The sequence below is a fragment of the Pseudomonas sp. PDM31 genome, from assembly GCF_019218965.1.
Lineage (GTDB): Bacteria > Pseudomonadota > Gammaproteobacteria > Pseudomonadales > Pseudomonadaceae > Aquipseudomonas.
Genome location: NZ_JAHUWS010000011.1, coordinates 101,430 through 125,365, shown reverse-complemented (window position 1 = coordinate 125,365; position 23,936 = coordinate 101,430). Strand labels below are relative to the sequence as shown.

23 protein-coding genes are annotated in these 23,936 nt (G+C 61.0%); 10 read left to right on the top strand and 13 right to left on the bottom strand.

Translation table 11 applies throughout. From position 1 onward, the window contains the following. Positions 1-6: 6 nt before the first annotated feature. The 9 genes from ribBA to KW839_RS21380 all read left to right on the top strand — a co-directional run bounded on the left by ribBA (position 7) and on the right by KW839_RS21380 (position 6,529). A complete protein-coding gene (gene ribBA, locus KW839_RS21420) occupies positions 7-1,098 on the top strand; it encodes a bifunctional 3,4-dihydroxy-2-butanone-4-phosphate synthase/GTP cyclohydrolase II (RefSeq protein ID WP_060543219.1) in 1,092 nt (363 codons plus the stop codon). 91 nt (positions 1,099-1,189) lie between these two features. Then, positions 1,190-1,666, top strand: coding sequence for a 6,7-dimethyl-8-ribityllumazine synthase (gene ribE, locus KW839_RS21415; protein WP_003228649.1), 477 nt, complete (start codon positions 1,190-1,192; stop codon positions 1,664-1,666). Beyond that, positions 1,663-2,163: a transcription antitermination factor NusB gene (gene nusB, locus KW839_RS21410; protein WP_008053839.1), complete on the top strand. Its 501-nt coding sequence runs from the start codon at positions 1,663-1,665 to the stop codon at positions 2,161-2,163. The genes ribE and nusB overlap by 4 nt, the downstream gene beginning before the upstream one ends. A gap of 24 nt (positions 2,164-2,187) precedes the next feature. Continuing rightward, entirely contained in the window at positions 2,188-3,153 is a 966-nt protein-coding gene (gene thiL / locus KW839_RS21405; RefSeq protein ID WP_218425435.1) for a thiamine-phosphate kinase, read from the top strand. Then, positions 3,150-3,653 carry a phosphatidylglycerophosphatase A gene (locus KW839_RS21400; protein ID WP_060543221.1) on the top strand — a complete coding sequence of 168 codons (504 nt, stop codon included), beginning with the start codon at positions 3,150-3,152 and terminating at the stop codon, positions 3,651-3,653. Before thiL ends, KW839_RS21400 begins: the two co-directional genes overlap by 4 nt. A gap of 54 nt (positions 3,654-3,707) precedes the next feature. After that, positions 3,708-4,445, top strand: a complete 738-nt coding sequence (locus KW839_RS21395) for an ABC transporter substrate-binding protein (RefSeq protein WP_060543222.1) — start codon at positions 3,708-3,710, stop codon at positions 4,443-4,445. A 250-nt stretch (positions 4,446-4,695) separates the two neighbouring features. Beyond that, positions 4,696-5,313: a GTP cyclohydrolase II gene (gene ribA / locus KW839_RS21390; RefSeq protein WP_060543223.1), complete on the top strand. Its 618-nt coding sequence runs from the start codon at positions 4,696-4,698 to the stop codon at positions 5,311-5,313. Then, entirely contained in the window at positions 5,310-5,729 is a 420-nt protein-coding gene (locus tag KW839_RS21385) for a hypothetical protein (RefSeq protein ID WP_060543224.1), read from the top strand. The genes ribA and KW839_RS21385 overlap by 4 nt, the downstream gene beginning before the upstream one ends. Next, complete coding sequence (locus KW839_RS21380; protein WP_218425434.1) at positions 5,729-6,529, top strand: cobalamin-binding protein; 801 nt, start codon at positions 5,729-5,731, stop codon at positions 6,527-6,529. Before KW839_RS21385 ends, KW839_RS21380 begins: the two co-directional genes overlap by 1 nt. A gap of 109 nt (positions 6,530-6,638) precedes the next feature. Here the strand turns inward: KW839_RS21380 and KW839_RS21375 are convergent, their stop codons facing one another. The 13 genes from KW839_RS21375 to KW839_RS21315 form a co-directional block, all read right to left on the bottom strand. Then, positions 6,639-8,522, bottom strand: coding sequence for a TonB-dependent receptor domain-containing protein (locus KW839_RS21375; RefSeq protein WP_218425433.1), 1,884 nt, complete (start codon positions 8,520-8,522; stop codon positions 6,639-6,641). 166 nt (positions 8,523-8,688) lie between these two features. After that, entirely contained in the window at positions 8,689-10,587 is a 1,899-nt protein-coding gene (gene dxs / locus KW839_RS21370) for a 1-deoxy-D-xylulose-5-phosphate synthase (RefSeq protein WP_218425432.1), read from the bottom strand. A 91-nt stretch (positions 10,588-10,678) separates the two neighbouring features. Beyond that, positions 10,679-11,566, bottom strand: a complete 888-nt coding sequence (ispA, locus tag KW839_RS21365; protein ID WP_060543228.1) for a (2E,6E)-farnesyl diphosphate synthase — start codon at positions 11,564-11,566, stop codon at positions 10,679-10,681. Further along, on the bottom strand, positions 11,563-11,805 hold the full coding sequence (locus KW839_RS21360; protein ID WP_007970180.1) for an exodeoxyribonuclease VII small subunit: 243 nt from the start codon (positions 11,803-11,805) through the stop codon (positions 11,563-11,565). Before KW839_RS21360 ends, ispA begins: the two co-directional genes overlap by 4 nt. 641 nt (positions 11,806-12,446) lie before the next feature. Beyond that, positions 12,447-13,193 (bottom strand): S24 family peptidase, encoded by a 747-nt coding sequence (locus KW839_RS21355; protein ID WP_060543238.1) that lies wholly within the window; start codon positions 13,191-13,193, stop codon positions 12,447-12,449. 229 nt (positions 13,194-13,422) lie between these two features. Further along, positions 13,423-13,950 carry an inorganic diphosphatase gene (gene ppa / locus KW839_RS21350; RefSeq protein WP_003205933.1) on the bottom strand — a complete coding sequence of 176 codons (528 nt, stop codon included), beginning with the start codon at positions 13,948-13,950 and terminating at the stop codon, positions 13,423-13,425. A gap of 113 nt (positions 13,951-14,063) precedes the next feature. Continuing rightward, positions 14,064-14,873, bottom strand: a complete 810-nt coding sequence (locus tag KW839_RS21345; RefSeq protein WP_218425431.1) for a zinc-dependent peptidase — start codon at positions 14,871-14,873, stop codon at positions 14,064-14,066. Positions 14,874-14,877: 4 nt separating this feature from the next. Continuing rightward, entirely contained in the window at positions 14,878-15,534 is a 657-nt protein-coding gene (locus KW839_RS21340; RefSeq protein ID WP_218425430.1) for a DedA family protein, read from the bottom strand. Between the two features lie 232 nt (positions 15,535-15,766). Next, positions 15,767-16,228 (bottom strand): N-acetyltransferase, encoded by a 462-nt coding sequence (locus KW839_RS21335; protein WP_060543241.1) that lies wholly within the window; start codon positions 16,226-16,228, stop codon positions 15,767-15,769. Positions 16,229-16,341: 113 nt separating this feature from the next. Beyond that, a complete protein-coding gene (gene eutC / locus KW839_RS21330) occupies positions 16,342-17,166 on the bottom strand; it encodes an ethanolamine ammonia-lyase subunit EutC (RefSeq protein ID WP_218425429.1) in 825 nt (274 codons plus the stop codon). A gap of 8 nt (positions 17,167-17,174) precedes the next feature. Beyond that, positions 17,175-18,569 (bottom strand): ethanolamine ammonia-lyase subunit EutB, encoded by a 1,395-nt coding sequence (locus KW839_RS21325; protein ID WP_218425428.1) that lies wholly within the window; start codon positions 18,567-18,569, stop codon positions 17,175-17,177. Between the two features lie 98 nt (positions 18,570-18,667). Next, positions 18,668-19,948, bottom strand: coding sequence for an ethanolamine utilization protein EutH (gene eutH / locus KW839_RS21320; protein WP_218425427.1), 1,281 nt, complete (start codon positions 19,946-19,948; stop codon positions 18,668-18,670). Positions 19,949-20,134: 186 nt separating this feature from the next. Next, complete coding sequence (locus KW839_RS21315) at positions 20,135-21,655, bottom strand: aldehyde dehydrogenase family protein (protein ID WP_218425426.1); 1,521 nt, start codon at positions 21,653-21,655, stop codon at positions 20,135-20,137. A gap of 291 nt (positions 21,656-21,946) precedes the next feature. On the opposite strand from KW839_RS21315, the gene KW839_RS21310 reads away from it, so the two are divergent. After that, entirely contained in the window at positions 21,947-23,857 is a 1,911-nt protein-coding gene (locus KW839_RS21310; RefSeq protein ID WP_218425425.1) for a sigma-54-dependent Fis family transcriptional regulator, read from the top strand. Positions 23,858-23,936: the final 79 nt, after the last annotated feature.

Sequence of the window (23,936 nt, the reverse complement as noted above, 5' to 3'; positions counted from 1 at the left end):
TGCCTTGTGGCGCTCAATAGCATCGAAGAACTGGTTGAAGACATCCGCCAAGGCAAGATGGTCATCCTCATGGATGACGAAGACCGCGAGAACGAAGGCGACCTGATCATGGCCGCCGAGTGCTGCCAGTCCGAGCACATCAACTTCATGGCCAAGCACGCCCGTGGCCTGATCTGCATGCCGATGACCCGCGAGCGCTGCGAAACGCTCAAGCTGCCATTGATGGCACCGCGCAACGGTTCCGGTTTCGGCACCAAGTTCACCGTTTCCATTGAAGCGGCCACCGGCGTGACCACCGGCATCTCCGCCGCCGACCGTGCGCGCACTGTCCAGGCTGCCGCTGCCCGTGATGCCCGGGCTGAAGACATCGTCAGCCCCGGCCACATCTTCCCGCTGATGGCCCAGGCCGGCGGCACCCTGGCTCGTGCTGGCCACACCGAGGCCGCCTGTGATCTTGCGCGCATGGCCGGTTTCGAGCCCAGTGGCGTGATCTGCGAAGTGATGAACGACGACGGCACCATGTCCCGTCGCGCCGAACTGGAAGCCTTCGCTGCCGAACACGACATCAAGATCGGCACAATCGCCGACCTGATTCACTACCGGATGATCCACGAACGTACCGTTCAGCGGATTGCCGAGCAGCCGCTGGACAGCGAACTGGGCCAATTCAACCTGGTGACCTATCGTGATTCCGTGGAGGGCGATGTGCACATGGCCCTGACCCTGGGCACTGTCTGCGCTGAAGAACCGACCCTGGTCCGTGTGCACAATATGGACCCGCTGCGCGACCTGTTGATGGTCAAGCAACCGGGCCGCTGGAGCCTGCGCGCCGCCATGTCCGCGGTTGCCGAGGCCGGTAGCGGCGTGGTGCTGCTGCTCGGTCACCCACTCGATGGCGACGTGTTGCTGGCGCATATCCGCGAAACCGCCGATCACACAGCGGTGAAAAAACCGACCACCTACAGCACTGTGGGTGCCGGTTCGCAGATCCTGCGTGACCTCGGCGTACGCAAAATGCGCCTGATGTCGGCACCAATGAAATTTAATGCGATATCCGGTTTCGATCTGGAAGTTGTAGAATACGTGCCCTCCGAATAATGACCGGTTGTTCCCGGCCTTGAATTCGCGGTTCAAATATCACCGAGGGACGCGTACGAGACGCGTCCCGGCTCTTTAAGAGATCTATCGAATGACCCTGAAGACCATCGAAGGTACCTTCATCGCCCCTAAAGGCCGCTACGCTCTGGTAGTGGGCCGTTTCAACAGCTTCGTCGTTGAAAGCCTGGTCAGCGGTGCAGTTGATGCCCTGGTTCGCCACGGCGTGAGCGAAAGCGACATCACCATCATCCGCGCACCTGGCGCCTTCGAAATCCCGCTGGTTGCGCAGAAAGTCGCTCAGAAGGGCGAGTTCGCGGCAATCATCGCACTGGGCGCGGTCATTCGTGGCGGTACTCCGCACTTCGAATACGTGGCTGGCGAGTGCACCAAGGGCCTGGCCCAGGTGTCCATGGAGTTCGGCGTTCCGGTCGCTTTCGGCGTGCTGACCGTTGATTCCATCGAGCAAGCCATTGAACGTTCCGGCACCAAGGCCGGTAACAAAGGTGCCGAAGCTGCCCTGTCCGCTCTGGAAATGGTCAGCCTGCTGGCGCAGTTGGAGGCCAAGTGATTAGCGACGAAAGCGATCGTTTCAACCCGCGCGATCCAAAGCCTGCGGACGCCGGCAAGCCATCGAAAAGCGTCAAGCGTCGCGAAGCCCGTCAGCTCGCGACTCAGGCGCTGTACCAATGGCACATGGCCAAGCAGTCGCTGAACGAGATCGAAGCGCAATTCCGGGTCGATAACGATTTCACCGATGTCGATGGTGCCTACTTCCGCGAAATCCTCCACGGGGTTCCGCAGTTCAAGACCGAAATCGACACTGCACTCACGCCTTGCCTGGACTTGACCATCGAAGAGCTGGACCCGGTTGAACTGGCGGTTCTGCGCCTGTCCACCTGGGAACTGCTCAAGCGCGTCGACGTGCCGTACCGCGTTGTGATCAACGAAGGTATCGAACTGGCCAAGGTCTTCGGTTCCACCGACGGTCACAAGTTCGTCAACGGTGTGCTCGACAAGCTGGCCCCGCGTCTGCGTGAAGCTGAAGTGAAGGCGTTCAAGCGCTAACCTGCGCTTGAATCCAGTGTCCTGATGGGCGAGTTTGAGCTGATCCGCAATTTCTTCGCCGCCGCGCCTTGTGCGCAGGGCGGCGAAGGCGTTGCCCTCGGGATCGGCGATGACTGCGCCTTGCTGGCTGTTCCTCCCGGGGAGCAGTTGGCGATTTCCACCGACACCCTCGTGGCCGGTGTGCATTTCGCCGACCCCTGCGATCCGTTTCTGCTCGGTCAGCGCTCGCTGGCCGTGGCCGTCAGCGACCTGGCCGCCATGGGCGCCACCCCCGTTGCCTTTACCCTTGCCCTGACCTTGCCGGCGGTGACTGCCGATTGGCTGCAAGCCTATGCCCGTGGTTTGAACCTCATGGCGCAAAGCTGCGGCGTGGCACTGGTGGGCGGCGATACCACCCGCGGGCCGTTGAGCCTGACCATGACGGTGTTCGGCCGTGTGCCGGCTGGATTGGCCCTGACCCGCAGCGGCGCGCAACCGGGCGACCTGTTGTGTGTCGGCGGTGAGCTGGGCAATGCCGCTGGCGCCTTGCCGCTGGTGCTCGGCCAGCGCAGCGCTGAAGCGGCCACTGCCGATCCTCTGCTGGCGCATTACTGGTCGCCGCAACCGCAGCTTCGCCTGGGGCAAGCCCTGCGTGGCAAGGCCACTTCAGCGCTGGACATCTCCGATGGCCTGCTCGCTGACTGTGGACATATCGCGCTGGCATCGAAGGTTGGCATTGAGGTCGAGCGCGATCGTTTGCCGTTGTCCAGGGCGCTGGTTGCATTCCTTGGCCAAGCGGCTGCCCAAGACGCTGCGCTCAGCGGTGGTGACGATTACGTGCTGGCTTTTACCTTGCCGTCCGTCGAGTTGCCGCTGTTGCTGGCGGATGGCTGGCCGATCCATGTGATCGGGCGAGTGGTGGACGGGCAGGGCGTAACGCTGCTGGATGCCGATGGACAAGACATCACCCCGCAAACCCGGGGTTATCAACATTTTCGGGAGTCACCGTGACAGATCACCCCAAGCAGGTCCCGGCGGAATTCGTACCGCCGTCGGTCTGGCGTAACCCGTGGCATTTTCTGGCGTTCGGCTTCGGCTCGGGCACCTTGCCAAAGGCTCCGGGAACCTGGGGTTCGTTAGTTGCGCTACCCTTTATCCCGTTATGGCAGATGATGCCCGACTGGGCTTACTGGCTGATGCTCGGCATCACCATGCTGTTCGGCTTCTGGCTGTGCGGCAAAGTGGCCGACGATTTGCGCGTGCACGACCACGAAGGCATCGTCTGGGACGAGATGGTCGGGATGTGGATCACCCTGTGGCTGGTGCCGGAAGGTTGGCAATGGCTGCTAGCGGGTTTCCTGATGTTCCGCTTCTTCGATATTCTCAAGCCGTGGCCGATCCGCTGGATCGACCGGCATGTGCATGGTGGCGTTGGGATCATGCTCGATGACGTCCTGGCCGGGGTGTTTGCCTGGTTGGCGATGCAGGGGCTGGTGTGGTTTTTCAACTGACCAGACGGATGGCCAGGGGTTAATCAGGAGAACTGTCAGTCGGGAGAACTAAGGATGGCTCTGCGCGGGATATTGGTACTACTGTTTGCGGTGTTTTGCTCTTTCGCCCGGGCGGGAGACGTCGACACTCCGCCATCGGTGATTCAACTGGCGAGCGAAGAGTGGGAAGACTACACCGCCGCTGATGGTCATGGATTGGCGTGGGACGTGCTGCGACACGTCTTCGAACCGGCAGGCGTGAAGGTGAATATCCGCACCGAGCCCTACTTGCGCTCCGTGGGCCTGGCCGAGCGCGGCGAGGTCGACGCCTGTGTCGGTTCCTACCGTGACGAGTCCAGCGAAGTGCTGTATCCGCGCTGGAATTTCGATACCGATCATATCTACGCCCTGGGGCTCGCCAGCACTCCGGTGCCGACCTTACAAACCCTGGGCAACTACCGGCTGGCCTGGGTCCGCGGCTACGGCTACCAGCATTACCTTCCCAACGTGCGTCGCTATGACGAAGTGATGCGGCGAACCGGCATCGTGTCGATGCTGACCCGCAATCGCGCCGACTTCTACATTGATGCACTGACAGAAGTCGATTACGTCATGAGTCGCGCCAAGGACCCATCGCAGTTACGCCGCAGCCATATTGCGGAATTGCCGCTGTATCTGTGTTTCGCCAAGACCCCCAAGGCTCGCGCCCTGATGGCATTGTTCGACCAGCGCATGGAGCAACTGGTGAAAAACGGCGAGCTCAAGCCCGTCTTCGAGCGCTGGAAACAGCCTTATCCGTTTGACGAGAATTAACACGGATTCTGCCGCTGTGAATTACCCCTGTGGGAGCGGGCTTGCTCGCCAAAGCGGTAGGTTATGGAGCATTGATGTCGATTGATCTGACGCTTTCGCGAGCAAGCCCGCTGCCACAGGGGGTGTGTTGTCAGGGCGAATATCAAACATTTAGATCGTTATGGCCGATAATTCAGCCTAAGCGTCGGCTGGAACCTGCTGTTACAATGCCGGCTTTGCGAACTACAGACTTTAGATCAGGAGCACAACGGTGCCTGTCGTTTTTGTCGCCGCTTCCAAGCTGCCAACGCCTTTTGCGCAATTCACCATGCATGGCTTTCTCGATGAAGCCTCCGGCCGCGAGCACGTCGTGCTGAGCCTGGGTGAGTTCGCCGACGGTGCCCCGGTACTCGGCCGGCTGCACTCCGAATGTCTGACCGGCGACGCCTTGTTCAGCCAGCGTTGCGACTGCGGCTCGCAACTTGAAGCCGCGTTGCAGGCCATCGCCCGCGAAGGTCGTGGCGTGTTGCTTTACTTGCGTCAGGAAGGCCGTGGCATCGGTCTGCTGAACAAGATCCGCGCGTATGAATTGCAGGACGGCGGCGCCGATACCGTTGAAGCCAACGAGCGCCTGGGCTTTGCCGCCGATCAGCGCGACTACGCCATGTGCCTGCCGATGCTGGAGCACCTGGGCGTCAAATCCCTGCGCCTGATGACCAACAACCCGCGCAAGGTCAAAGCCTTGACCGACATGGGCATCGTGGTTGCTGAGCGTGTGCCGCTGCATACCGGTCACAACCCGCACAACAAGCTGTATCTGGCGACCAAGGCGAGCAAACTCGACCACATGATGGGCAATGAACATCAGGGTGAGGTAGACCGGGCGTGACCCGCGGTCAGGTCCGGCGGCGACTGTCCGTCAACTGGTGGCAATACCTGGCGCTGGCGTTGTTGCCGCTGTTGGTGATCAACGCGGTGTTTGGTCAGGGTGAGGCGATTCTGCCGGTGCTGGCGATGCCGTTGTTCATCGCCGGCGTAGCCTCGATGTTTGTCAGCCTGAAGTTCTTCGGCGGCTACAAGCACGCGCTAATCGCTACCCAGAAAGCCCTGGACACTCCTGAAGAGCCCGCTGCCTGGGTCAGCCTCGCCGCCAAACGTCGTACGGCCTTCCTTGCCGCCGGGCTGCCCGCCTGGATTGGCGCCCTGGCGGTTTTCGTCGGCCTCGAAGCCGTGCCGCTGATGCTGTTGGCGCTGTCGACCACGGTGCTGTTCTACCTTTACCGTATTCCGCGTCAACTCGGTTGATGCGCGCTGTCTGGCTGACGGTTTTGCTGCTGGCGGCCAGCGGCCCGGCAGTGGCGGTCGAACGGGTTGTCAGCCTCGCGCCATCGCTCTCGGAGATCGTCGTTGAACTGGGTTCCGCCGACCTCCTGGTCGGTGTGCTGGACGCCGGTGAACGACCTGCCGAACTCAAGAACCTGCCCTCCGTTGGCCGCTACGGCCAGTTGGACATGGAGCGCCTGGTCAGTCTGAAACCCGATCTGTTGCTGCTATGGCCCGGTAGCGTCGGCCCGGCCCAGCGTGACCAGCTCAAACGCTTGAACATCCCGACCTACGTTGCCGAGCCCCATAATCTGCAACAACTCACCGCGCAGATCGAGGCCATCGCTGCCCAGCTCGGTCGGGCTGAGCGTGGAACTTCGTTGGCCGGCGATTTGCGCCGGCGCCTGGATGAATTGCGTCAGCGCTATCGACGGGACACGCCGTTGCGGGTGTTCTATCAGGTCTGGGATCGTCCGTTGTACACCATTGGCGGCGGACAGATCATCAGCGATGCGCTCGAGGTTTGCGGCGCGCGGAACGTGTTCGGCGACCAGACATTGCCGGCACCGCAGGTCAGCGTGGAAGCCGTGTTACAGCGTAATCCCGAGGTGATCCTGGCCAGCGATCAGGTCCAGCTTGATGCGTGGCAGGCCTGGCCGCAGGTGGCGGCGGTAGCGCAGGGGCAGTTGCGACTGGTGACCGATAAAGGGCTGGAGCGGCCGAGTGGGCAGATGATCGAAGCGACAGCAAAACTCTGCCACTTGATCGCGCCCGAGCGCTGAGACCGAGGCGCCTGCAATCGCGGGCAAGCCCGCTCCCACAGGATCGCGCTAAACCTGTGGGAGCGGGCTTGCCCGCGAAGAGGTCTATGCAAGCGATACAAATTTCAGATCAGATCTCCGGTGTCCAGCTCACCCCGAACATCCACGCCCGACCTTCCTCACGATACCCATACTGATTGCCGTCATGGCTGTACATCGCCCGGCTGTAACCCTTGTCCAGCAGGTTGTCGACCTTGAGCTCCAGCTGGATTTCACGATTGAGCTCCCAACTGCTTCGTAGCCCCAACAACGCATACCCAGCTAACGACTGCTGGTTGTTCACGTCGTCATAGCTGCTGCTGACCGCCTGCCAACTGGCACCGAGACCGAGGCGATCGAACTGCCGATCCAGATCCAGGCTCAAGGTGCGCCGGGCGCGTCGGGCCAGGGTGTGGCCGGTGTCGCGGTCGCGCGGATCGATGATCGCCACGCCGAGGTTGCTCTGCCAGCCGAACAGTTCCTGCTTCAACGCCGCTTCGAAGCCGTTGATCCGCGCCGAAGCGACGTTCTCCGGGCGCGAGTTACTGCCGAAGATGATCGCGTCTTGCAGGTCTGTGCGGTATAGCGAGGCCTCCAGGCGACTGTTTTCGCTCAACTGGCTGCGCCACTGTAACTCGTAGCTTTTCGAGGTTTCAGGCTTCAGGTCGGGGTTGCTGAAGTCGGGGTAGTACAGGTCATTGAAGGTCGGCGCGCGGAAGCCTTCGCTGTAGGTCAGCAGTACTTCGTTATCCGGGTTCAGCGGCAGGGTAAAGGTGCCGCTCCAGGTATTTTGGCTGCCAAATTGCTGGTTATCATCGTGACGCAGGCCAAGTTCAGTGGAGAAACGGTCGGCCTGATAGCGATGCTGGATAAACGCCGCGCGGTTCCAGCGGCTGTCTTCATCGTACGCCGTACTGCTGTTGACCCGGTCCTCATACCAGTCGCCACCAACCATCAGGCTGTTGCGCTCGGTGAGTGTCAGGTCGTTCTGCCAGTTCAGCGAGTCGCGGTAAGTATTGAATACGGTGCGTTCGTCACTGAGCTTGTCGCGGGTCTTTTCGCGGTTTTCGCTGTGACCGAGTTCGACACGGGTTTTCCAGCGTTCATTGATCCGCGCATCGGCGTAGCTGCTGACGCTACTCACGTCAAAATCGCTGTAGGGCTGCTGCTGGACCGACTCGAAAGTGGTCATGTCGAAGCGCCCGAACGGGTTGTCGAATTCGCTCTTGCCGCTGTTGTTCAGCACATTGGCACCGACTTCGAAGTCATCGCTGAGGGCATGACTCAGGCTCAGGCTCAGCGATTTGTTGCGGTACTCGTCGTGGTCGCCATCGCTGGGGTAAGACTCGTGGGTGCGATTGATCCCGGCGGTTTCATCGAGGCTGGCACCGAGATTGAAACGGGTTTTTTCATCGCCGCCGGACAACCCGAGGCTGCTCTCCCAGGTCTGGTTGCTGCCAACGCCCATGTGCAACCGTGGCTGCAGGCCTTGCTCGCCACCGCGTCGGGTGAAGATCTGCACCACCCCGCCAATCGCATCGCTGCCGTAGATCACCGAGCGGGAGCCACGCAGCACTTCCACGCGCTCGACCTGTTCGATGTTGAGGTGTTGCAGGTTGCTGTCGCCAGAGGTCGAGCTGCCGATGCGCTGACCGTCCACCAGCACCAGGCTCTGGGCCGATTGCGTGCCGCGGATGTAAACCCCCGGCAGACTGCCGCGCCCTCCGGTTTGCGAGACTTGCACGCCCGGTACGCGACGCAACAGGTCGGTGACGCTGTCGGGCTGCAGGCGATCGATGTCTTCGCGGGTGAACACGGTATTGGCAGCGCTGCTGTCGTTGCGCGCTTCGACCTGGCGGTTGGCGCTGATCAACACGTCGGGCAGTTTCAGGGCCTGACCGCGTTCGAAGGAGTCGGCCAGCAGTGGGCCGGCTGGCAGCAAGGTCAGCGTCAGGGCGAGAGGGGAGAGTTTCATGGCAGTCCGTTGGTACTTGGAGCGAACACATTCTTGAAGGGTTGTACAAAACCAATGTGGGAGCGGGCTTGCTCGCGATGACGGTGTGTCAGTCAATGAAGAGGTGACTGTCAATCCGCTATCGCGGGCAAGCCCGCTCCCACAGGGTTTCGCAAATGTCTGATGTTTAAATGTTCAGCAGTCGCAGGCGCTCGCGAATCGACGCTTCAATGCCTGCTTCATCCAGCCCGCACTCGGCCAGCATCTGCGCAGGCTTGGCGTGTTCGACGTAGATGTCCGGCAAGCCCAGGTGCAACATCGACTTGAGGATGTTCTCGCGGGCGAGGAACTCGCTGACCGCGCCACCGGCGCCGCCCATGATCGCGTTCTCTTCGACGGTCACCAACAACTCGTGGCTGCCGGCGATTTCCCGTACCAGGGCTTCATCCAGCGGCTTGACGAAGCGCATGTCGACCACGGTCGCATCGAGCTTCTCGGCGACGTTCAGTGCTTCGGCCAATTGCACGCCGAACACCAGCAGGGCCACTTTGCTGCCTTGGCGGCGCACCACACCCTTGCCGATCTCGATCGGTTCGAGGTCTTTCTCGATGGTGGCGTTCGGGCCGCTGCCGCGCGGGTAACGCACCGCCGCCGGACCGTTATGCAAGTGACCGGTGGTGAGCATTTTTCGCAGTTCGTTTTCGTCGCTCGGGGTCATGATGACCATGCCGGGGATGCAGCGCAGGTACGATAAATCGAAACTGCCGGCATGGGTCGGGCCGTCTTCGCCTACCAGACCGGCACGGTCGATGGCGAACAGTACGTCGAGGTTCTGCACCGCTACGTCATGCACCAGTTGGTCGTAGCCACGCTGCAGGAAGGTCGAATAGATCGCCACCACGGGCTTTGCGCCTTCACAGGCCATGCCGGCCGCGAGGGTCACGGCGTGTTGCTCGGCGATCGCCACGTCGAAGTAGCGCTGCGGGTAACGCTCGCTGAAAGCCACCAGGTCCGAGCCTTCCTTCATCGCCGGGGTAATCCCGACCAGGCGCGGGTCGGCCGCCGCCATGTCGCACAGCCATTCGCCGAACACACCGGAATACTTCGGCCCGCTGGCTTTTTTCGGCGCAGCGGCCGGAGCGTCCAGTGGTTCGAGCTTGGTGATGGCGTGGTAACCAATCGGGTCGACTTCCGCCGGGGCGAAGCCTTTGCCCTTCTTGGTGACGATGTGCAGGAACTGCGGGCCTTTCAGATCGCGCATGTTGCGCAGGGTGGCGATCAGGGTCGGCAGGTCGTGGCCATCGATCGGGCCGATGTAGTTCCAGCCCAGCTCTTCGAACAGGGTGCCGGGGACCAGCATGCCTTTGGCGTATTCTTCGGTACGACGGGCGATTTCCCAGGCGCCGGGCAGGCGCGACAGGACCTTCTTGCTGCCCTCGCGCATGCTCGCATAGGTGCGGCTGGAAAGAATTTTCGCCAGGTAGTTCGACAGCCCGCCGACGTTGCGCGAGATCGACATGTCGTTGTCGTTGAGGATCACCAGCATGTTGGCGTTCACTTCCGGCGCATGGTTCAGCGCCTCGAAGGCCATGCCGGCGGTCAACGCGCCATCGCCGATAACGGCAATGGCCTTGCGCTCACTGTTCTGCAGGCGGGCGGCAATGGCCATGCCCAGCGCTGCGCTGATCGAGGTGCTGGAGTGGCCGACGCCGAAGGTGTCGTACTCACTCTCGGAGCGGCGCGGGAAAGCGGCAATGCCGTCCTTCTGGCGCAGGGTGCCCATGCGCTCGCGACGATCGGTGAGGATCTTGTGTGGATAAGCCTGGTGACCCACGTCCCACACCAGCCGGTCATCCGGGGTGTCGAACACGTAATGCAGCGCGATAGTCAGCTCGATAACGCCCAGGCCGGCGCCGAAATGCCCACCGGTCTGGCCGACCGTGTAGAGCAATTCCAGGCGCAGCTCATCAGCCAGGGTTTCCAGCTCGGCTTCGCCTAACCGGCGCAACCCGTCCGGCGTGTTGGCACGGTCGAGCAGTGGCGTGGTCGGGCGCTTGCGGGGAATCTCATGAAACGTCGTGGGCATCAGGCGAATCGTTATAGGTATAAAAGATGCGGCAGTTTACCTGATGGATCGCACCCTGCCCACGCATAGGTCTTTTTTGGCGGAAACGCCGTCAGCTGCGCCGGTCGACGATATACCGGGCCAGTTCACGCAATGGCTCGGCCGCCGCGTCAAACGGTCGCAGTGCGTGCAGGGCCTGATCGCGCAACTCCAGAGCGTAAGCCTTGGCGGCGTCGAGACCGAGCAGCGACGGATAAGTCGGCTTATCCCGGGCAATGTCGGCACCCTGGCGTTTGCCGAGGGTTTCGGTATCGCTTTCGACGTCGAGAATGTCGTCCTGGACCTGAAACGCCAGGCCGATGGCCTGTGCATAAGTCTGCAGCGACGTCAGTTCGTCCTCCTCGGCCAGGCCGCTGGCCAAAGCGCCGAGCTTGACGCTGACCTCGATCAACGCGCCGGTCTTGTGCCGGTGCATGTATTCGAGGGCTTTCTGGTCGAGTTTCAAACCCACCGAACCGAGGTCGATGGCCTGACCGCCGACCATCCCCGCAGGGCCTGCCGCTTGTGCCAGTGCACTGACCATTTGCAGGCGAATCTCGGCGTCTACCGTGCTCAGGCGCGGATCGAGCAGGGCGGTGAACGCCAGGCTCTGCAAGCCATCGCCGGCCAGGATCGCGCAGGCTTCATCGAATTTCTTGTGGGTAGTCGGTTGGCCGCGACGCAGATCGTCGTCGTCCATCGCCGGCAAATCGTCGTGTACCAGCGAATAGGCGTGGATCAACTCCACCGCACAGGCCGCGCCGTTGGCTTGCTCGGCCTTGCCGCCCAGCGCTTCGCACGCGGCGTAGGCCAGCAGCGGACGTACCCGCTTGCCGCCATTCATCACGCTATAGCGCATGGCCTCGTACAACCGCGCCAGCTCAGGGCTTGGCGCACTGAACAAAGTCTCCAGGGCAGCATTGACGCGGGCCTGGCTGGTCGCCGAATACGTTGCAATCATTCTGGCTGATCCGCGTCGAAGGGTTCCTCGGCCAACTCGCCATCACGCTCGAGCAGCACCTGAACCTTTTGCTCGGCCTGGGCCAGCGCCGCCTGGCAATCACGGGTCAGACCGATGCCTTGCTCGAAAGCGGCCAGCGAATCCTCCAGCGACAATTCGCCATTCTCCAGACGCTCCACCAGCGTTTGCAGGTCGGCGAGGGACTGTTCGAAATCCAGTGCAGCTTTTTTGCGGGCCATGGCGGCGATTTCCGGTTGACGTTAAACCGGCGCGACACTAGCAGATAGGGGGGTTATGGGCAAATGAGCGGGGGTGATACGGCCTGGGTGATGTGAGCGGTGGACCCGGGGGCGGGAGCTATTCGGCTCATTTTTTGAGCCGAATAAGATCCCTAATCGGCTCACGGCCGCGGAGTGTGTACGGTTGGCCGGTGGAGTTTCAGGCTTGTGGGTGCTGGTGTTTTACACCGAGTGGGTGTCGGCGAATGAGGGTGGTGCGCCCGAGCAAGCAGGGTGGAGAGGGTCAATTGGGTGCGTTGTTGGAAGGAGGCAGTTATCTGTGAGAGAGATCACCCAATGGACGATACTTCAGGCATTAAAAAGCCGGCTTGTGGCCGGCTTCTCGGGGACTGGCTTGGTTTATTTTTGGTAAACCGCGCCAGCCTTCAAAACGTACACCCGGATCTTGCGTCCGGCTGTGGGACCTGGCGAGAAAGTCATCTGCCGGTCGATGCGATCTGAGCCGCGTTGGGGCGGGTCGATGCGCAAATGTGGGGCGCAGCATACTGATTTTTTTGGGGAATTCCCAGTCTGGTGTGTCGGGTGGGGCGATTTTGCTGGTGTGCGGCCGCAGGTTTCGTCTGCGGCGGCGGGTTGTGCATTTACAGGAAGGGCACTTGTGGCCGCCGTTTATGCAAGGTCGACCACCAGAACACCCAGCCCAATATCCTGATGTTCTGTTCTTCAATCTGTGCCGCCCTAAAGATCTCATCCGGGTACTCGGCGCGGTTATGGCTGCGCAATCGCAGCGCGTTTCCGGGTATTCGATGCAGGTACTTGATGCGCAGCATGCCGTCATGTTCGATGGCGTAAATCTCGCCATCGATAATCTGGGTCAGCCCACGGTCGATTGCCAGGGTGGAGCCGTCTTCGATTTTCTCGGCCATGCTGTTGCCGATCATCTGCGCGCAGATGGCGTCGATGTGTTTGACTTCCAGGGAGTCGAGGTGGCTGCGGGGCAGGCGGATGGAGTGATCACGATCTTCGATGACGTGGGTTTTGTTGGAACCGGGGGCGGTGACGGCTTCTTTGTAGAAAGGCAATTCGACGTCGGTGGGTTCGACGACCGTGTAGACGCCGCGAATGGTCTGGGCATCGAAGGTATTGCCGCTATCGTCGAGCAGGCGCAGGTGCCGGGCGTCCTTGGGGCCTTCGCCGGTTTTCAGCCAAGCACTGTTGACGGACAGTTTTCTGGCGACTTCTTCCATGCAGTGGGCGGGCACGCCGCGGGTGTACCAGTTATGTACATTTTGCGGTGCCGTGTCCAGGAAGTCGGCAAATCCTGTGGTCGTGATGTTCGCTGCTTCAAGTAGCTCTTTAAAGCGAGGGCCGCTGGTGTTCTTTTTCATAAACACGAGTCTACTGGCGCGGGATAAGGCTTTGAATAAACGCTATGTTCAAAATCAGCGGGAAATTCGAGACCGGATGTAAGACGCTGTTGGGGAAAATTAAACAGGAAATATCGAGATAAGATCGAATTAAACGTGCTGTGTGGTTGGTGCTTTTTCGCGGCCAAAAAAAACCCCGGCTTAACCGGGGTTCTTCTTGTCGCTAGCAGCTAAAAGCTACTGGCTGCACTTAGCCTTTATAGGCCGCAACCGACTTGGTGATCGCTTCGCGGGCGGCGTCTGCGCCGGCCCAGCCTTCGATCTTCACCCATTTGCCTTTTTCGAGATCTTTGTAGTTCGCGAAGAAGTGCTCGATCTGCTGGATCAGCAGTGGCGGCAGGTCGGTGTATTCCTTCACGTCGACGTATAGCTGGGACAGCTTGTCGTGTGGAACTGCGATGACTTTGGCATCGCCGCCGCCGTCGTCGGTCATGTTCAGGATGCCGACCGGGCGAGCGCGGATTACCGAGCCTGGCGCAACCGGGTAAGGGGTCACGACCAGCACGTCGAGGGGGTCACCGTCGTCAGCCAGGGTGTTCGGGATGTAACCGTAGTTGGCCGGGTAGAACATTGGGGTGGCCATGAAACGGTCAACGAACAGGCAATCGCTGTCTTTGTCGATTTCGTATTTGATCGGCGCGTGGTTGGCCGGAATCTCGATCGCGACGTAGATGTCGTTCGGCAGGTCTTTGCCAGCCGGAATCTTGCTGTAGCTCATTGGGCGTTGCCCCCGTTAGTTGACCAGAAACACTTGGCCGGATTGACCAAAAAGTGGCGGCGATTATAGGCATATTCCTACGGCGACGCCATGTACCAGAGGTCGTGTAGACATCAGTGAGCCCGGTAGACCGGATCTTGCGCCAGAAGTTGCCGAAGCCGGCCCAGCGGGTCCTGTCGATAGAACAGTTGCAGCTGTTCATAGACCTGTGGATACGCTTCGTGGAGCAGATCCGGGGCGCTGAAGAAGTATTCGCTGGTGACGGCAAAGAACTCGGCAGGGTTTTCCGCGGCGTAGGGGTCGATGGCGGTTTCTGCGTCGGGGTTGCGCTCCAGTTGCCGGTCGAGGTCGTCGTAGGCCTCTTGCATGACCCTGGCCCAGTCGCTGACCCGCATGTCGGCGTGCAACGGCGGCAGGCCGTTGGCGTCGCCGTTGAGCATGTCGAGTTTGTGCGCCAGTTCGTGAATCACCAGGTTGTAGCCTTCCCAGCCGCCGCTGGCCATCACGCCGGGCCAGGCGAGGATGATCGGACCTTGCTGCCAGGCTTCGCCGCTGTGTTCGCCGTCCCACTCGTGCTCCACACCACTGGCGTCGCGATGACGCTGGGGGCTGAGAAAGTCGTCGGGGTAGAGAATGATCTCGTGGAAACCCTGATACCAGTTGAGGTCGCCCAGATGCAGCAGCGGCAGTTGCGCCTGGGCGGCGAGCAGCAGGCGTTGTTCCTGGTGCAGTTCGACACCGGGCAGGGCGGTCAGGTGTTTGTCTTCGAGAAACAGTACGCAGGCTTCGCGCAGCCAGCGGTCTTCGGCGGCGCTGATGCCATCGAGAAAGCTCAGGTGATGGCGCACCCGTTGCCACATGTCATCGGCAATCGGGTGCCTGGCCAGGATGCGCCGGCGACGCCAGGCGCTGAGGGACCACATGCTGTCAGCGTGATTCGGCTTTGGGATTGGAGCCGCCGAGACGGCTGCGCACGACGCTGATGATCATTGGCAACAGCGACAGCAGGATGATCCCGACCACCAGCAGCGACAGATTCTGCTTGATGAATGGCACGTTGCCGAAGAAGAAGCCGAGGGTCACCAGGCCGCCAACCCACAAGATGGTGCCGAGTACGCTGAAGGCGAAGAATCGTGGGTACGGCATCTTGCCGACGCCGGCGACGAACGGGGCGAAGGTGCGGATGATGGGCAGGAAACGCGCCAGGGTCACGGTTTTGCCGCCGTGCTTGTCATAGAAATCGTGGGTTTGTTGCAGGTAATCGCGGCGGAATATTTTCGAGTCCGGGTTGCTGAACAGCTTTTCCCCGGCTGTTCGTCCGACCAGGTAGTTGGTGCTGTCACCGAGAATCGCCGCCAGCATCAGCAGGCCGCCGAGCAATACCGGGTCCATGCCGCCACCCGCCGCAACGGCGCCGGCAATGAACAGCAGGGAGTCGCCCGGCAGGAAGGGCATGACCACAAGGCCGGTTTCACAGAAGATCACCATGAAAAGAATCGCGTAGATCCAGGTCCCGTAGTTGGTCACGAGCATGTCGAGGTAGACGTCGAGATGCAGGATGAGATCGATCGGGTTGAAATCCATGGAAAGCACCTATGGTGATGGCCCGGCTCAGCAGGCCTGTGCGGATGACTTCGCGTAAGACTACATGCATGCGTAGTTTATTCTTACAAGCCGGAAAAGGTCGGCATTATACGGGCCGTGAGATGAAAAGCGCGTCGAGATTGTAGCGGGGGATGTTTTCGGGGGACGGGCAGGGTGGTGCAAAGATCGTCCGAAGGCTCGGGCCGGTTCGGACGATCTCTTGCGAGGCTATTTACAGTTCGTCGCTGATCGGCAGCACGTAGTTCTTGAACTGGGTATCCACCTTGAATCCGATGGATTCATAGGTTTTCTGCGCGACTTCGTTGTTGCTGCTGGTGGAAACGCGCATGCGCACGGCATTGGTTTCCTTGGCCATTTTTTTTGCGGTGCGGATCAGATTGTCGGCGACCAACTGGCGGCGGGCGTCTTCGGCGACAAAGATGTCGTTGAGAATCCACACGCGTTTGAGCGAAAGCGAAGAAAAGCTGGGGTACAACTGACAGAAGCCCATCAGTTTGTTGTTGTCATCATCGGCCAGGGCCAGGTAGATCACCGATTCCTTGCGGCGCAGGCGTTTTTCGAGGAACGCCCGCGACGAGTCCGGGTACGGCAGGGAACCATAAAACTCGCGATATCTGACGAACAAGGGCACTAGCAGGTCCAGGTGTTCGAGGGTCGCTTGAATAATCCGCATCGTAGGTCTCGTCTTCAAGTGGCTGTCTAACGTCATTTGACGGCAACGGGAAACCTTGGCGGCCGCGGAACGATCGTGCCTGAAACCGCAATACAAACGCAATGTGGAACGGTTCAGGTTTGCGATGAGTCGAGTAGAAAGTTGCCTTTGAGCTCTGTGCCCGGGGCTGATTCCAGCGTTTGCAGTTGCGCTTCGTCCTTCAGATTGACCCCTGAAAGCTGTCGCCGACAGGCTTCGCGCATCAAATAAAGCAAACGATGTGCCGCCACGCCATAGCTCAGCCCTTCAAGCCGGACATTGGAGATGCAGTTGCGCCAGGCATCGGTCAGGCCGACTTTGGGATTGTAAGTGAAATATAATCCCAGGCTGTCTGGCGAGCTGAGGCCGGGGCGCTCGCCGATCAGGATCACGGTCATTTTTGCTCCCAGCAACTCGCCGATTTCGTCGGCGATTGCCACGCGCCCCTGTTCCACCAGCATGACCGGTGCCATGGTCCAGCCATCTGCGGCACTCTGTTCTTCAAGGCGCGCCAGAAACGGCAGGGTGTGGCGATGAACCGCCAATGCCGACAGGCCATCGGCGACCACGATCACCAGATCCACGCCGCCAGGATGGGCGCTAGCGTACTCGCGCAAGCGCTGCGCCGACGCATCGCTGAGTTTTCGCCCCAGATCGGGGCGTTGCAGGTAACTGTTGCGATCGATTGCCGCACTGTGCAACAGCAGGCTTTCGCGGCCCTGTTCGGCCAGCTGCGAGCTGAGGGTCGCATGGTCGAATGGCAGGTGCACGGCATCTCGCGCCTGGGCATGGGCGAACTGGAAGTCCAGCTGGGCGCGGGTTGGCAGGCTGGTACCGGTGCGGCCCAAGGCAATTCTTGCCGGGGTCAGGCGGCGCAATTCCAGCCAAGGGTTGTGCGGATCGTAGGGTGGTTTATCCATATCGGCAGTCATCCCAGTTGTGCCAGGGCCTGACGGAAGGCGGCTGGCAAGTTGCTGCCAAACCTGACCTTGCCGTCCGCCTGGGTGAAGATGCCCGTTTTCGCCAGCCATTGCTCGAACTCCGGCGCCGGCTTGAGGCCAAGGGTCTGGCGGGCGTACAGCGCGTCATGAAACGAGGTGGTCTGGTAGTTGAGCATGATGTCGTCAGAGCCGGGAATGCCCATGATGAAGTTGATCCCGGCCACGCCCAGCAGGGTCAACAGGGTGTCCATGTCATCCTGGTCGGCCTCGGCATGGTTGGTGTAGCAGATGTCACAACCCATGGGCACGCCGAGCAACTTGCCGCAGAAATGGTCTTCGAGGCCGGCGCGGATGATCTGTTTGCCGTTGTAGAGGTATTCCGGGCCGATGAAGCCGACTACGGTGTTGACCAGAAACGGTTTGAAATGCCGTGCCACGGCGTAGGCGCGGGTTTCGCAGGTCTGCTGATCGACACCATGATGGGCATTGGCCGACAGGGCGCTGCCCTGGCCGGTTTCGAAATACATCAGGTTTTGCCCCAGGGTGCCGCGATTGAGGCTCAGGCCGGCGTCATAACCTTCCTGCAACAGGTTCAGGTTGATACCGAAACTGGCGTTGGCCGCTTCAGTGCCGGCGATCGACTGGAACACCAGGTCCAGCGGTACACCGCGATTGACGGCTTCGATCGAGGTGGTGACGTGAGTCAGTACGCAGGCCTGGGTGGGAATTTCGTAGCGCTGGATAATCGCGTCGAGCATTTCCAGCATCGTGCAAATCGACGCGATGCTGTCGGTGGCGGGGTTGATGCCGATCATGGCATCGCCATTGCCGTGCAGCAGGCCATCGAGAATGCTGGCAGCGATCCCGGCCGGTTCGTCGGTGGGATGGTTGGGTTGCAGGCGCGTGGACAATCGGCCACGCAGGCCCAAGGTGCCGCGAAACTTTGTGACCACGCGGATTTTCTGGGCCACCAGCACCAGATCCTGTACGCGCATGATCTTCGACACAGCGGCGGCCATTTCCGGGGTCAGGCCGGGGGCCAGCGCGCGCAGGCTCTGTTCGTCGGCGGCGTCGCTGAGCAACCAGTCGCGGAAATCGCCGACGGTGAGGTGGCTGACGATGGCAAAGGCCTGCTTGTCATGGGTGTCGATGATCAACCGGGTAACTTCATCGTCCTCATAGGGAACCAGCGCTTCATGCAGGAAGTGACTCAGCGGGATGTCGGCCAGGGTCATTTGCGCGGCCACACGCTCGCCATCGTTGAGCGCGGCGACACCGGCCAGAAAGTCCCCGGAGCGTGCCGGGCTGGCTTTGGCCATGACGTCCTTGAGGTCGTCGAAGCGGTAGGTCTGGGCGCCCACGCTATGGGAAAAACTTGCCATTTCAGTCTCCGTTTCAAATGGGACAGTGCGCTGCCCGGGGCCGGCCGTGGCTGAGCATGCCACGCCCGGTGTGGGCAGCGCACTTCAATGCAGCGGACTCAGGCCGTTGCCTTGGTGCCGTCGGGGTGCAGGGTTTCCGGCAGTGGCAGGCCCAGGTACTCGCCCTTGGCAATGATCCCGGCGGCGCGGTCCTCGGCCTCCAGTTGCAAGGCCTTGGGTACCGACAGCCAATACGCCAGGCCCACGGCAATGAAACCTGCACTTATCTTGCCAATCAGCACCGGCACAATGATGGTGGGCTGGAAGTTGGCGGTGAAGGACAGGTGGTCGCCCAGCAGGAAGGCCGCGCACACGCCAAAGGCAATGTTGATCACTTTGTCTTTGGGCGGCATGAAGCGCACCAGGCGGAACATGGCCAGGATATTGGCGATGGTGGCCAGCATGCCGGCACTGCCAACGGCGCTCAGGCCGATCTTGCTGCCCAGGCTTTCCAGCGGTTTGCCAAGGTATTTGCGCAACAGGTAGACCATCGGGAAGGCGCCGGCCAGCATGATGCCGATATAGCCGGCGGTTTCCAGGGCGCGGGTCTGGTCCTCGGCGTCGGCGATGATCGGGTGGAACCCCCAGTTGCCGAACACCAGGGTGAACACGCCGGTGAAGTACTCGACGATGGAGAACACCAGCACCAGCTTGATCGCCGCGTCCAGGGTGCGGCCGAAAATGATGAAGCCTTTGATCATCAGGTCGGGCAAAAAGCGCAGGCCCAGGGCCAGGGCTACGACGAAGATCAGGATCGGCAACAGGTTGGCGAAGATGCTGCCCAGGCCCAGGGCCAATTGATAGGTGGCTTCGCCGTTGGTCGACACCAGTTCCCGGACCAGCGGGTTGCTGAACGCGAGGATGACACTGGCAATCAGCACGCCCAGGGGGATGGTCAGGATGCCCGACATGATGCCCAGGGCCATGTATTTATGGTCACGCTTGTCGAGCATTGCCAGGCCCATCGGGATCGAGAACACAATGGTTGCGCCGCCCATGAACCCGGTGATCAGCGCCATGACCAGGGCTTCTTTGCTGGCCGCCAGGGCCGAGGCCAGGTGATAGCCGCCCATGTCCGAGGCGATGATCATGGTCGCTGCCAGCGCCGGGTCTGCGCCCAGGGAGCTGAAGAACGGGCCGAAGGCTTTTTCGATGACCACGGTCAGGTAGGGGATGGACGCCATGATCCCCGCCGCCGGCACGAAGATGTGCCCTGTGGCGTGGATGCCTTCCATGAATTCTTTACCAAGTCCTTCGTCGCTGTTGTAGATCGCCGCGAAGGCGCCGAGTACGGCGCAGAACATGATGAGATAGAGCACGTAGTTGCCGATCTGATCCAATGCGGACTCCTTTCTTATTGTTGTTTGCAAGCGCGGACGCTGTGTTCACCAAGGGCGCGCGGGCCTTTGCGTTTTTTTGCGTGCAGCCGTGCATCCGGCCGCCGACGGGGGCCGAATGCATTGGACAAAAAATGGGTCTTGCCGGAACAAGCCCCTCCCGGCGACCGAAGTCGCCGGGAGGCTCGATCAGAAGAAGCCCAGCGGATTGATGTCGTAGCTCACCAGCAGGTTTTTGGTCTGCTGATAGTGATCGAGCATCATCTTGTGGGTTTCACGACCGACGCCGGACTTCTTGTAACCGCCGAACGCAGCGTGGGCCGGGTACAGGTGGTAGCAGTTGGTCCACACACGACCGGCCTTGATGGCGCGGCCCATGCGGTAGGCGCGGTTGATGTCGCGGGTCCAGAGACCGGCACCCAGGCCGAACTCGGTGTCGTTGGCGATGGCCAGGGCTTCGGCTTCGTCCTTGAAGGTGGTGATGCTCACTACCGGGCCAAAGATTTCTTCCTGGAACACACGCATTTTGTTGGTGCCCTTGAGCAGGGTCGGCTGGATGTAATACCCGGTCGCCAGGCTGCCCTCGAGTTTTTCCACTTTGCCGCCGGTCAGCAGCTCGGCGCCTTCGCCCTTGGCGATTTCCAGGTACGAAAGGATTTTGTCGAATTGCTGTTCGGACGCCTGGGCGCCGACCATGGTGTCGGTGTCCAGCGGGTCGCCACGTTTGATCGACAGGACTTTTTTCATCACCTCTTTCATGAAGTCGTCGTAGATCGACTCTTGCACCAGGGCGCGAGACGGACAGGTGCAAACTTCGCCCTGGTTGAAGAACGCCAGCACCAGGCCTTCAGCGGCTTTTTCGATGAAGGACGGTTCGGCCTTCATGATGTCTTCGAAGAAGATGTTCGGCGATTTGCCACCCAGCTCCACGGTGGACGGAATGATGTTTTCGGCGGCGCATTTCATGATGTGCGAGCCGACCGGGGTCGAACCGGTGAAGGCGATCTTGGCGATGCGCTTGCTGGTGGCCAGGGCTTCGCCGGCTTCTTTGCCGAAGCCTTGGACGATGTTCAGAACGCCGGGTGGCAGCAGGTCGCCGATCAGTTCGACCAGCACGGTAATGCCCAGCGGGGTCTGCTCGGCAGGCTTGAGTACCACGCAGTTGCCGGCAGCCAGCGCCGGGGCGAGTTTCCAGGCGGCCATCAGGATCGGGAAGTTCCACGGAATGATCTGCCCAACCACGCCCAGTGGCTCATGGATGTGATAGGCCACGGTGTTGCCGTCGATCTCGGCAGCGCTGCCTTCCTGGGCGCGGATGCAGCCGGCGAAGTAGCGGAAGTGGTCGGCAGCCAGCGGAATGTCGGCGTTGAGGGTTTCACGCACAGCCTTGCCGTTGTCCCAGGATTCGGTGATTGCCAGCAGTTCCAGGTTCTGTTCGATGCGGTCGGCGATTTTCAGCAGCACCAGCGAGCGCGCCTGGGCGGACGTGGCGCCCCAGGCATCGGCAGCGGCGTGGGCAGCGTCCAGGGCCTTGTCGATGTCTTCGGCCGTGGAGCGTGGGAATTCGGCAATGGGTTGGCCATTCACTGGCGAGGTATTGGTGAAGTACTGACCTTTGACAGGCGCGACGAACTCGCCGCCGATGTAGTTACCGTATTTGCTCTTGAACGAAACGATAGCGCCTTCAGTACCGGGGTGAGCGTAACGCATGATGACTCTCTCCTTGCTTTTGTGCTTATAGGGAGGTGCGCATGTGCGCTTGTTATAAGCGTAGAGCAAAGGCCGGGCCAGCGCCCTGCAGCTCAGGCAAATCAAGGCTTTGCGCGGTTTTTGTCGGACGGGCGGAGGACCGCTGTGACGCTTTCGGTACAAGCTGGGTGACACTTTGTACCGTTGCTGGTACAGCGAGTGACTGACCAGTCTCGCCAGCATTGCAAAGCCCGCCCGGCTGGAGGATGCTCGGACGTGCGCGTCGCCGAGGACCGGGGAGAACAATAAGAAATGCACGACAACCACTTGAGTCGCCATGCCCAGCAAGTACTGACCGTGACCCAGGGCAAAGCCCACCTGCAAGGTCCTGGCAGCGATCCATCCATCGCCCGGTCCTGGCTGCGTTGCCTTGAGGACTATCACCTCGACCCGGCCCAGACCATGGCGCCGACAGTGCTGGAGCACGGCCGCGTCCTCGAAAGTCGCGAGCGCTTGCAGCAAGTGCTGCACATCGCCGGCAACGAGATGACCAGCCTGCACCAGCAACTCTCGGGCGCTGGCCACGCAGTGTTGCTGACCGACGCACGCGGCGTGATCCTCAACTGCGTCACCGCCCCCGCCGAGCGCAGGATTTTCGAGCGCGCCGGGCTATGGCTCGGCGCCGACTGGAGCGAAGCCTGCGAAGGTACCAACGGCATCGGCACCTGCCTGGTGGAGCGGCAATCGCTGACCATCCATCAGGACGAACATTTTCGCGGTCGGCACACCGGGCTGACCTGCTCGGCCAGCCCGGTGTTCGATCCCCATGGCGAACTGCTGGCGGTACTCGACGTGTCTTCGGCGCGACGCGATGTCTCCCGGCAGAGTCAGTTTCACACCATGGCCTTGGTCAATCTGTCGGCGAAGATGATCGAGAGCTGCTATTTCCTGCGCTGCTTCGATAACCAATGGCTGCTGCGTTTTCATTTACAGGCCGAGTCTGTCGGGCTGTTCAGCGAAGGCTTGCTGGCGTTTGACGGGGAAGGGCGGATCTGCGCGGTCAACCAGAGTGCGCTGAACCTGTTGGGGCATATTCGTGGCGGTTTATTGGGCAAGCCGGTTGAGGCGTTCTTCGATTGTTCACTGGACGAACTGCTCGGCCGAGCGTGCGTGAACGCCAGCGCCAGTTGGCCGTTGCGCACCCGTGACGGGCGCTGCCTGTTCGCAGTGTTGCGCGGGCAAGCCCGCCGCGCGCCCATGCCGCTGGTGCCCGCGCCAGTGGTTGAAGAGCGTGCGCAAATTCCTGGCATCTGCCTGGGTGATGCGACGTTGCAGGCAGATTTTCGCAAGGCTCTGCGCGTGTACGAGCGAGACGTGCCGTTACTGGTCAACGGTGAAACCGGATCGGGCAAAGAAGCGTTCGCCAAAGCGATTCATCACGCCAGTCAACGCGCCGACAAAGCCTTCGTCGCCCTCAATTGTGCGGCGATTCCCGAGAGCCTGATTGAAAGCGAGTTGTTCGGTTATCGCGGTGGCAGCTTCACCGGTGCGCGCAAGGAAGGTATGCGCGGCAAGTTGCAACAGGCCGATGGTGGCACCTTGTTCCTCGATGAAATCGGCGATATGCCGCTGGCCCTGCAGACACGGTTGTTGCGAGTGCTGGAAGACCGGCAGGTCGTGCCGATCGGCGGCGAGCCGGAGTCGGTGAATGTGCGGATCATCAGCGCCACCCACCGTGACCTGCTGGGACGGGTGCAGGACGGTAGTTTTCGCGAAGACTTGTATTACCGCCTCAATGGGCTGGAAGTGGCATTGCCGGCATTGCGTGATCGCACGGACAAATCGCAACTGCTCGACTTCCTGCTGGCCGAAGAGGCCGCTGGGGACAGCGTGCTGATCGACGCGCCGGCGCGGGAAGCCTTGTTGAGTTTTGCCTGGCCTGGCAACGTGCGGCAGTTACGCAATGTGCTGCGAACGTTGGCGGCGTTGTGTGACAACGGGCGTATCGGGCTTGAGGATTTACCGGCGATGATTCGTCAGGCGCGGCCGGCGGCATTGCCGGTTGAGGGGGCGTCCGGGCATCCGCTGGAGGATGCTGAGCGGCTGGCGTTGTTGAGTGCGCTGGAGCATACGCGTTGGCATATGACGCATACGGCGCAGCAGTTGGGGGTGAGCCGTAATACGTTGTATCGCAAGTTGCGTAAGCATGGGATTGCGCGGTAGGCCTCAAAAGCGCCCTGACCCTAACCCTCTCCTGGAGGGGACTGACCGAGTTGTCTGTCAATGATTTCGCGGCCTGATA

Bases quoted from the DNA above. Each gene is read 5' to 3' on its own strand.
- KW839_RS21325 (WP_218425428.1), bottom strand. From the start codon at position 18,569: ATGGCAAGTTTTTCCCATAGCGTGGGCGCCCAGACCTACCGCTTCGAC.
- ppa (WP_003205933.1), bottom strand. From the start codon at position 13,950: ATGAGCTACAGCAAGATTCCGGCTGGCAAAGACCTGCCGAACGACATC.
- eutC (WP_218425429.1), bottom strand. From the start codon at position 17,166: ATGGATAAACCACCCTACGATCCGCACAACCCTTGGCTGGAATTGCGC.
- KW839_RS21310 (WP_218425425.1), top strand. From the start codon at position 21,947: ATGCACGACAACCACTTGAGTCGCCATGCCCAGCAAGTACTGACCGTG.
- ribE (WP_003228649.1), top strand. From the start codon at position 1,190: ATGACCCTGAAGACCATCGAAGGTACCTTCATCGCCCCTAAAGGCCGC.
- KW839_RS21340 (WP_218425430.1), bottom strand. From the start codon at position 15,534: ATGGATTTCAACCCGATCGATCTCATCCTGCATCTCGACGTCTACCTC.
- thiL (WP_218425435.1), top strand. From the start codon at position 2,188: ATGGGCGAGTTTGAGCTGATCCGCAATTTCTTCGCCGCCGCGCCTTGT.
- KW839_RS21335 (WP_060543241.1), bottom strand. From the start codon at position 16,228: ATGCGGATTATTCAAGCGACCCTCGAACACCTGGACCTGCTAGTGCCC.
- ispA (WP_060543228.1), bottom strand. From the start codon at position 11,566: ATGATTGCAACGTATTCGGCGACCAGCCAGGCCCGCGTCAATGCTGCC.
- KW839_RS21375 (WP_218425433.1), bottom strand. From the start codon at position 8,522: ATGAAACTCTCCCCTCTCGCCCTGACGCTGACCTTGCTGCCAGCCGGC.
- KW839_RS21395 (WP_060543222.1), top strand. From the start codon at position 3,708: ATGGCTCTGCGCGGGATATTGGTACTACTGTTTGCGGTGTTTTGCTCT.
- KW839_RS21360 (WP_007970180.1), bottom strand. From the start codon at position 11,805: ATGGCCCGCAAAAAAGCTGCACTGGATTTCGAACAGTCCCTCGCCGAC.
- KW839_RS21345 (WP_218425431.1), bottom strand. From the start codon at position 14,873: ATGTGGTCCCTCAGCGCCTGGCGTCGCCGGCGCATCCTGGCCAGGCAC.
- KW839_RS21315 (WP_218425426.1), bottom strand. From the start codon at position 21,655: ATGCGTTACGCTCACCCCGGTACTGAAGGCGCTATCGTTTCGTTCAAG.
- dxs (WP_218425432.1), bottom strand. From the start codon at position 10,587: ATGCCCACGACGTTTCATGAGATTCCCCGCAAGCGCCCGACCACGCCA.
- KW839_RS21355 (WP_060543238.1), bottom strand. From the start codon at position 13,193: ATGAAAAAGAACACCAGCGGCCCTCGCTTTAAAGAGCTACTTGAAGCA.
- KW839_RS21380 (WP_218425434.1), top strand. From the start codon at position 5,729: ATGCGCGCTGTCTGGCTGACGGTTTTGCTGCTGGCGGCCAGCGGCCCG.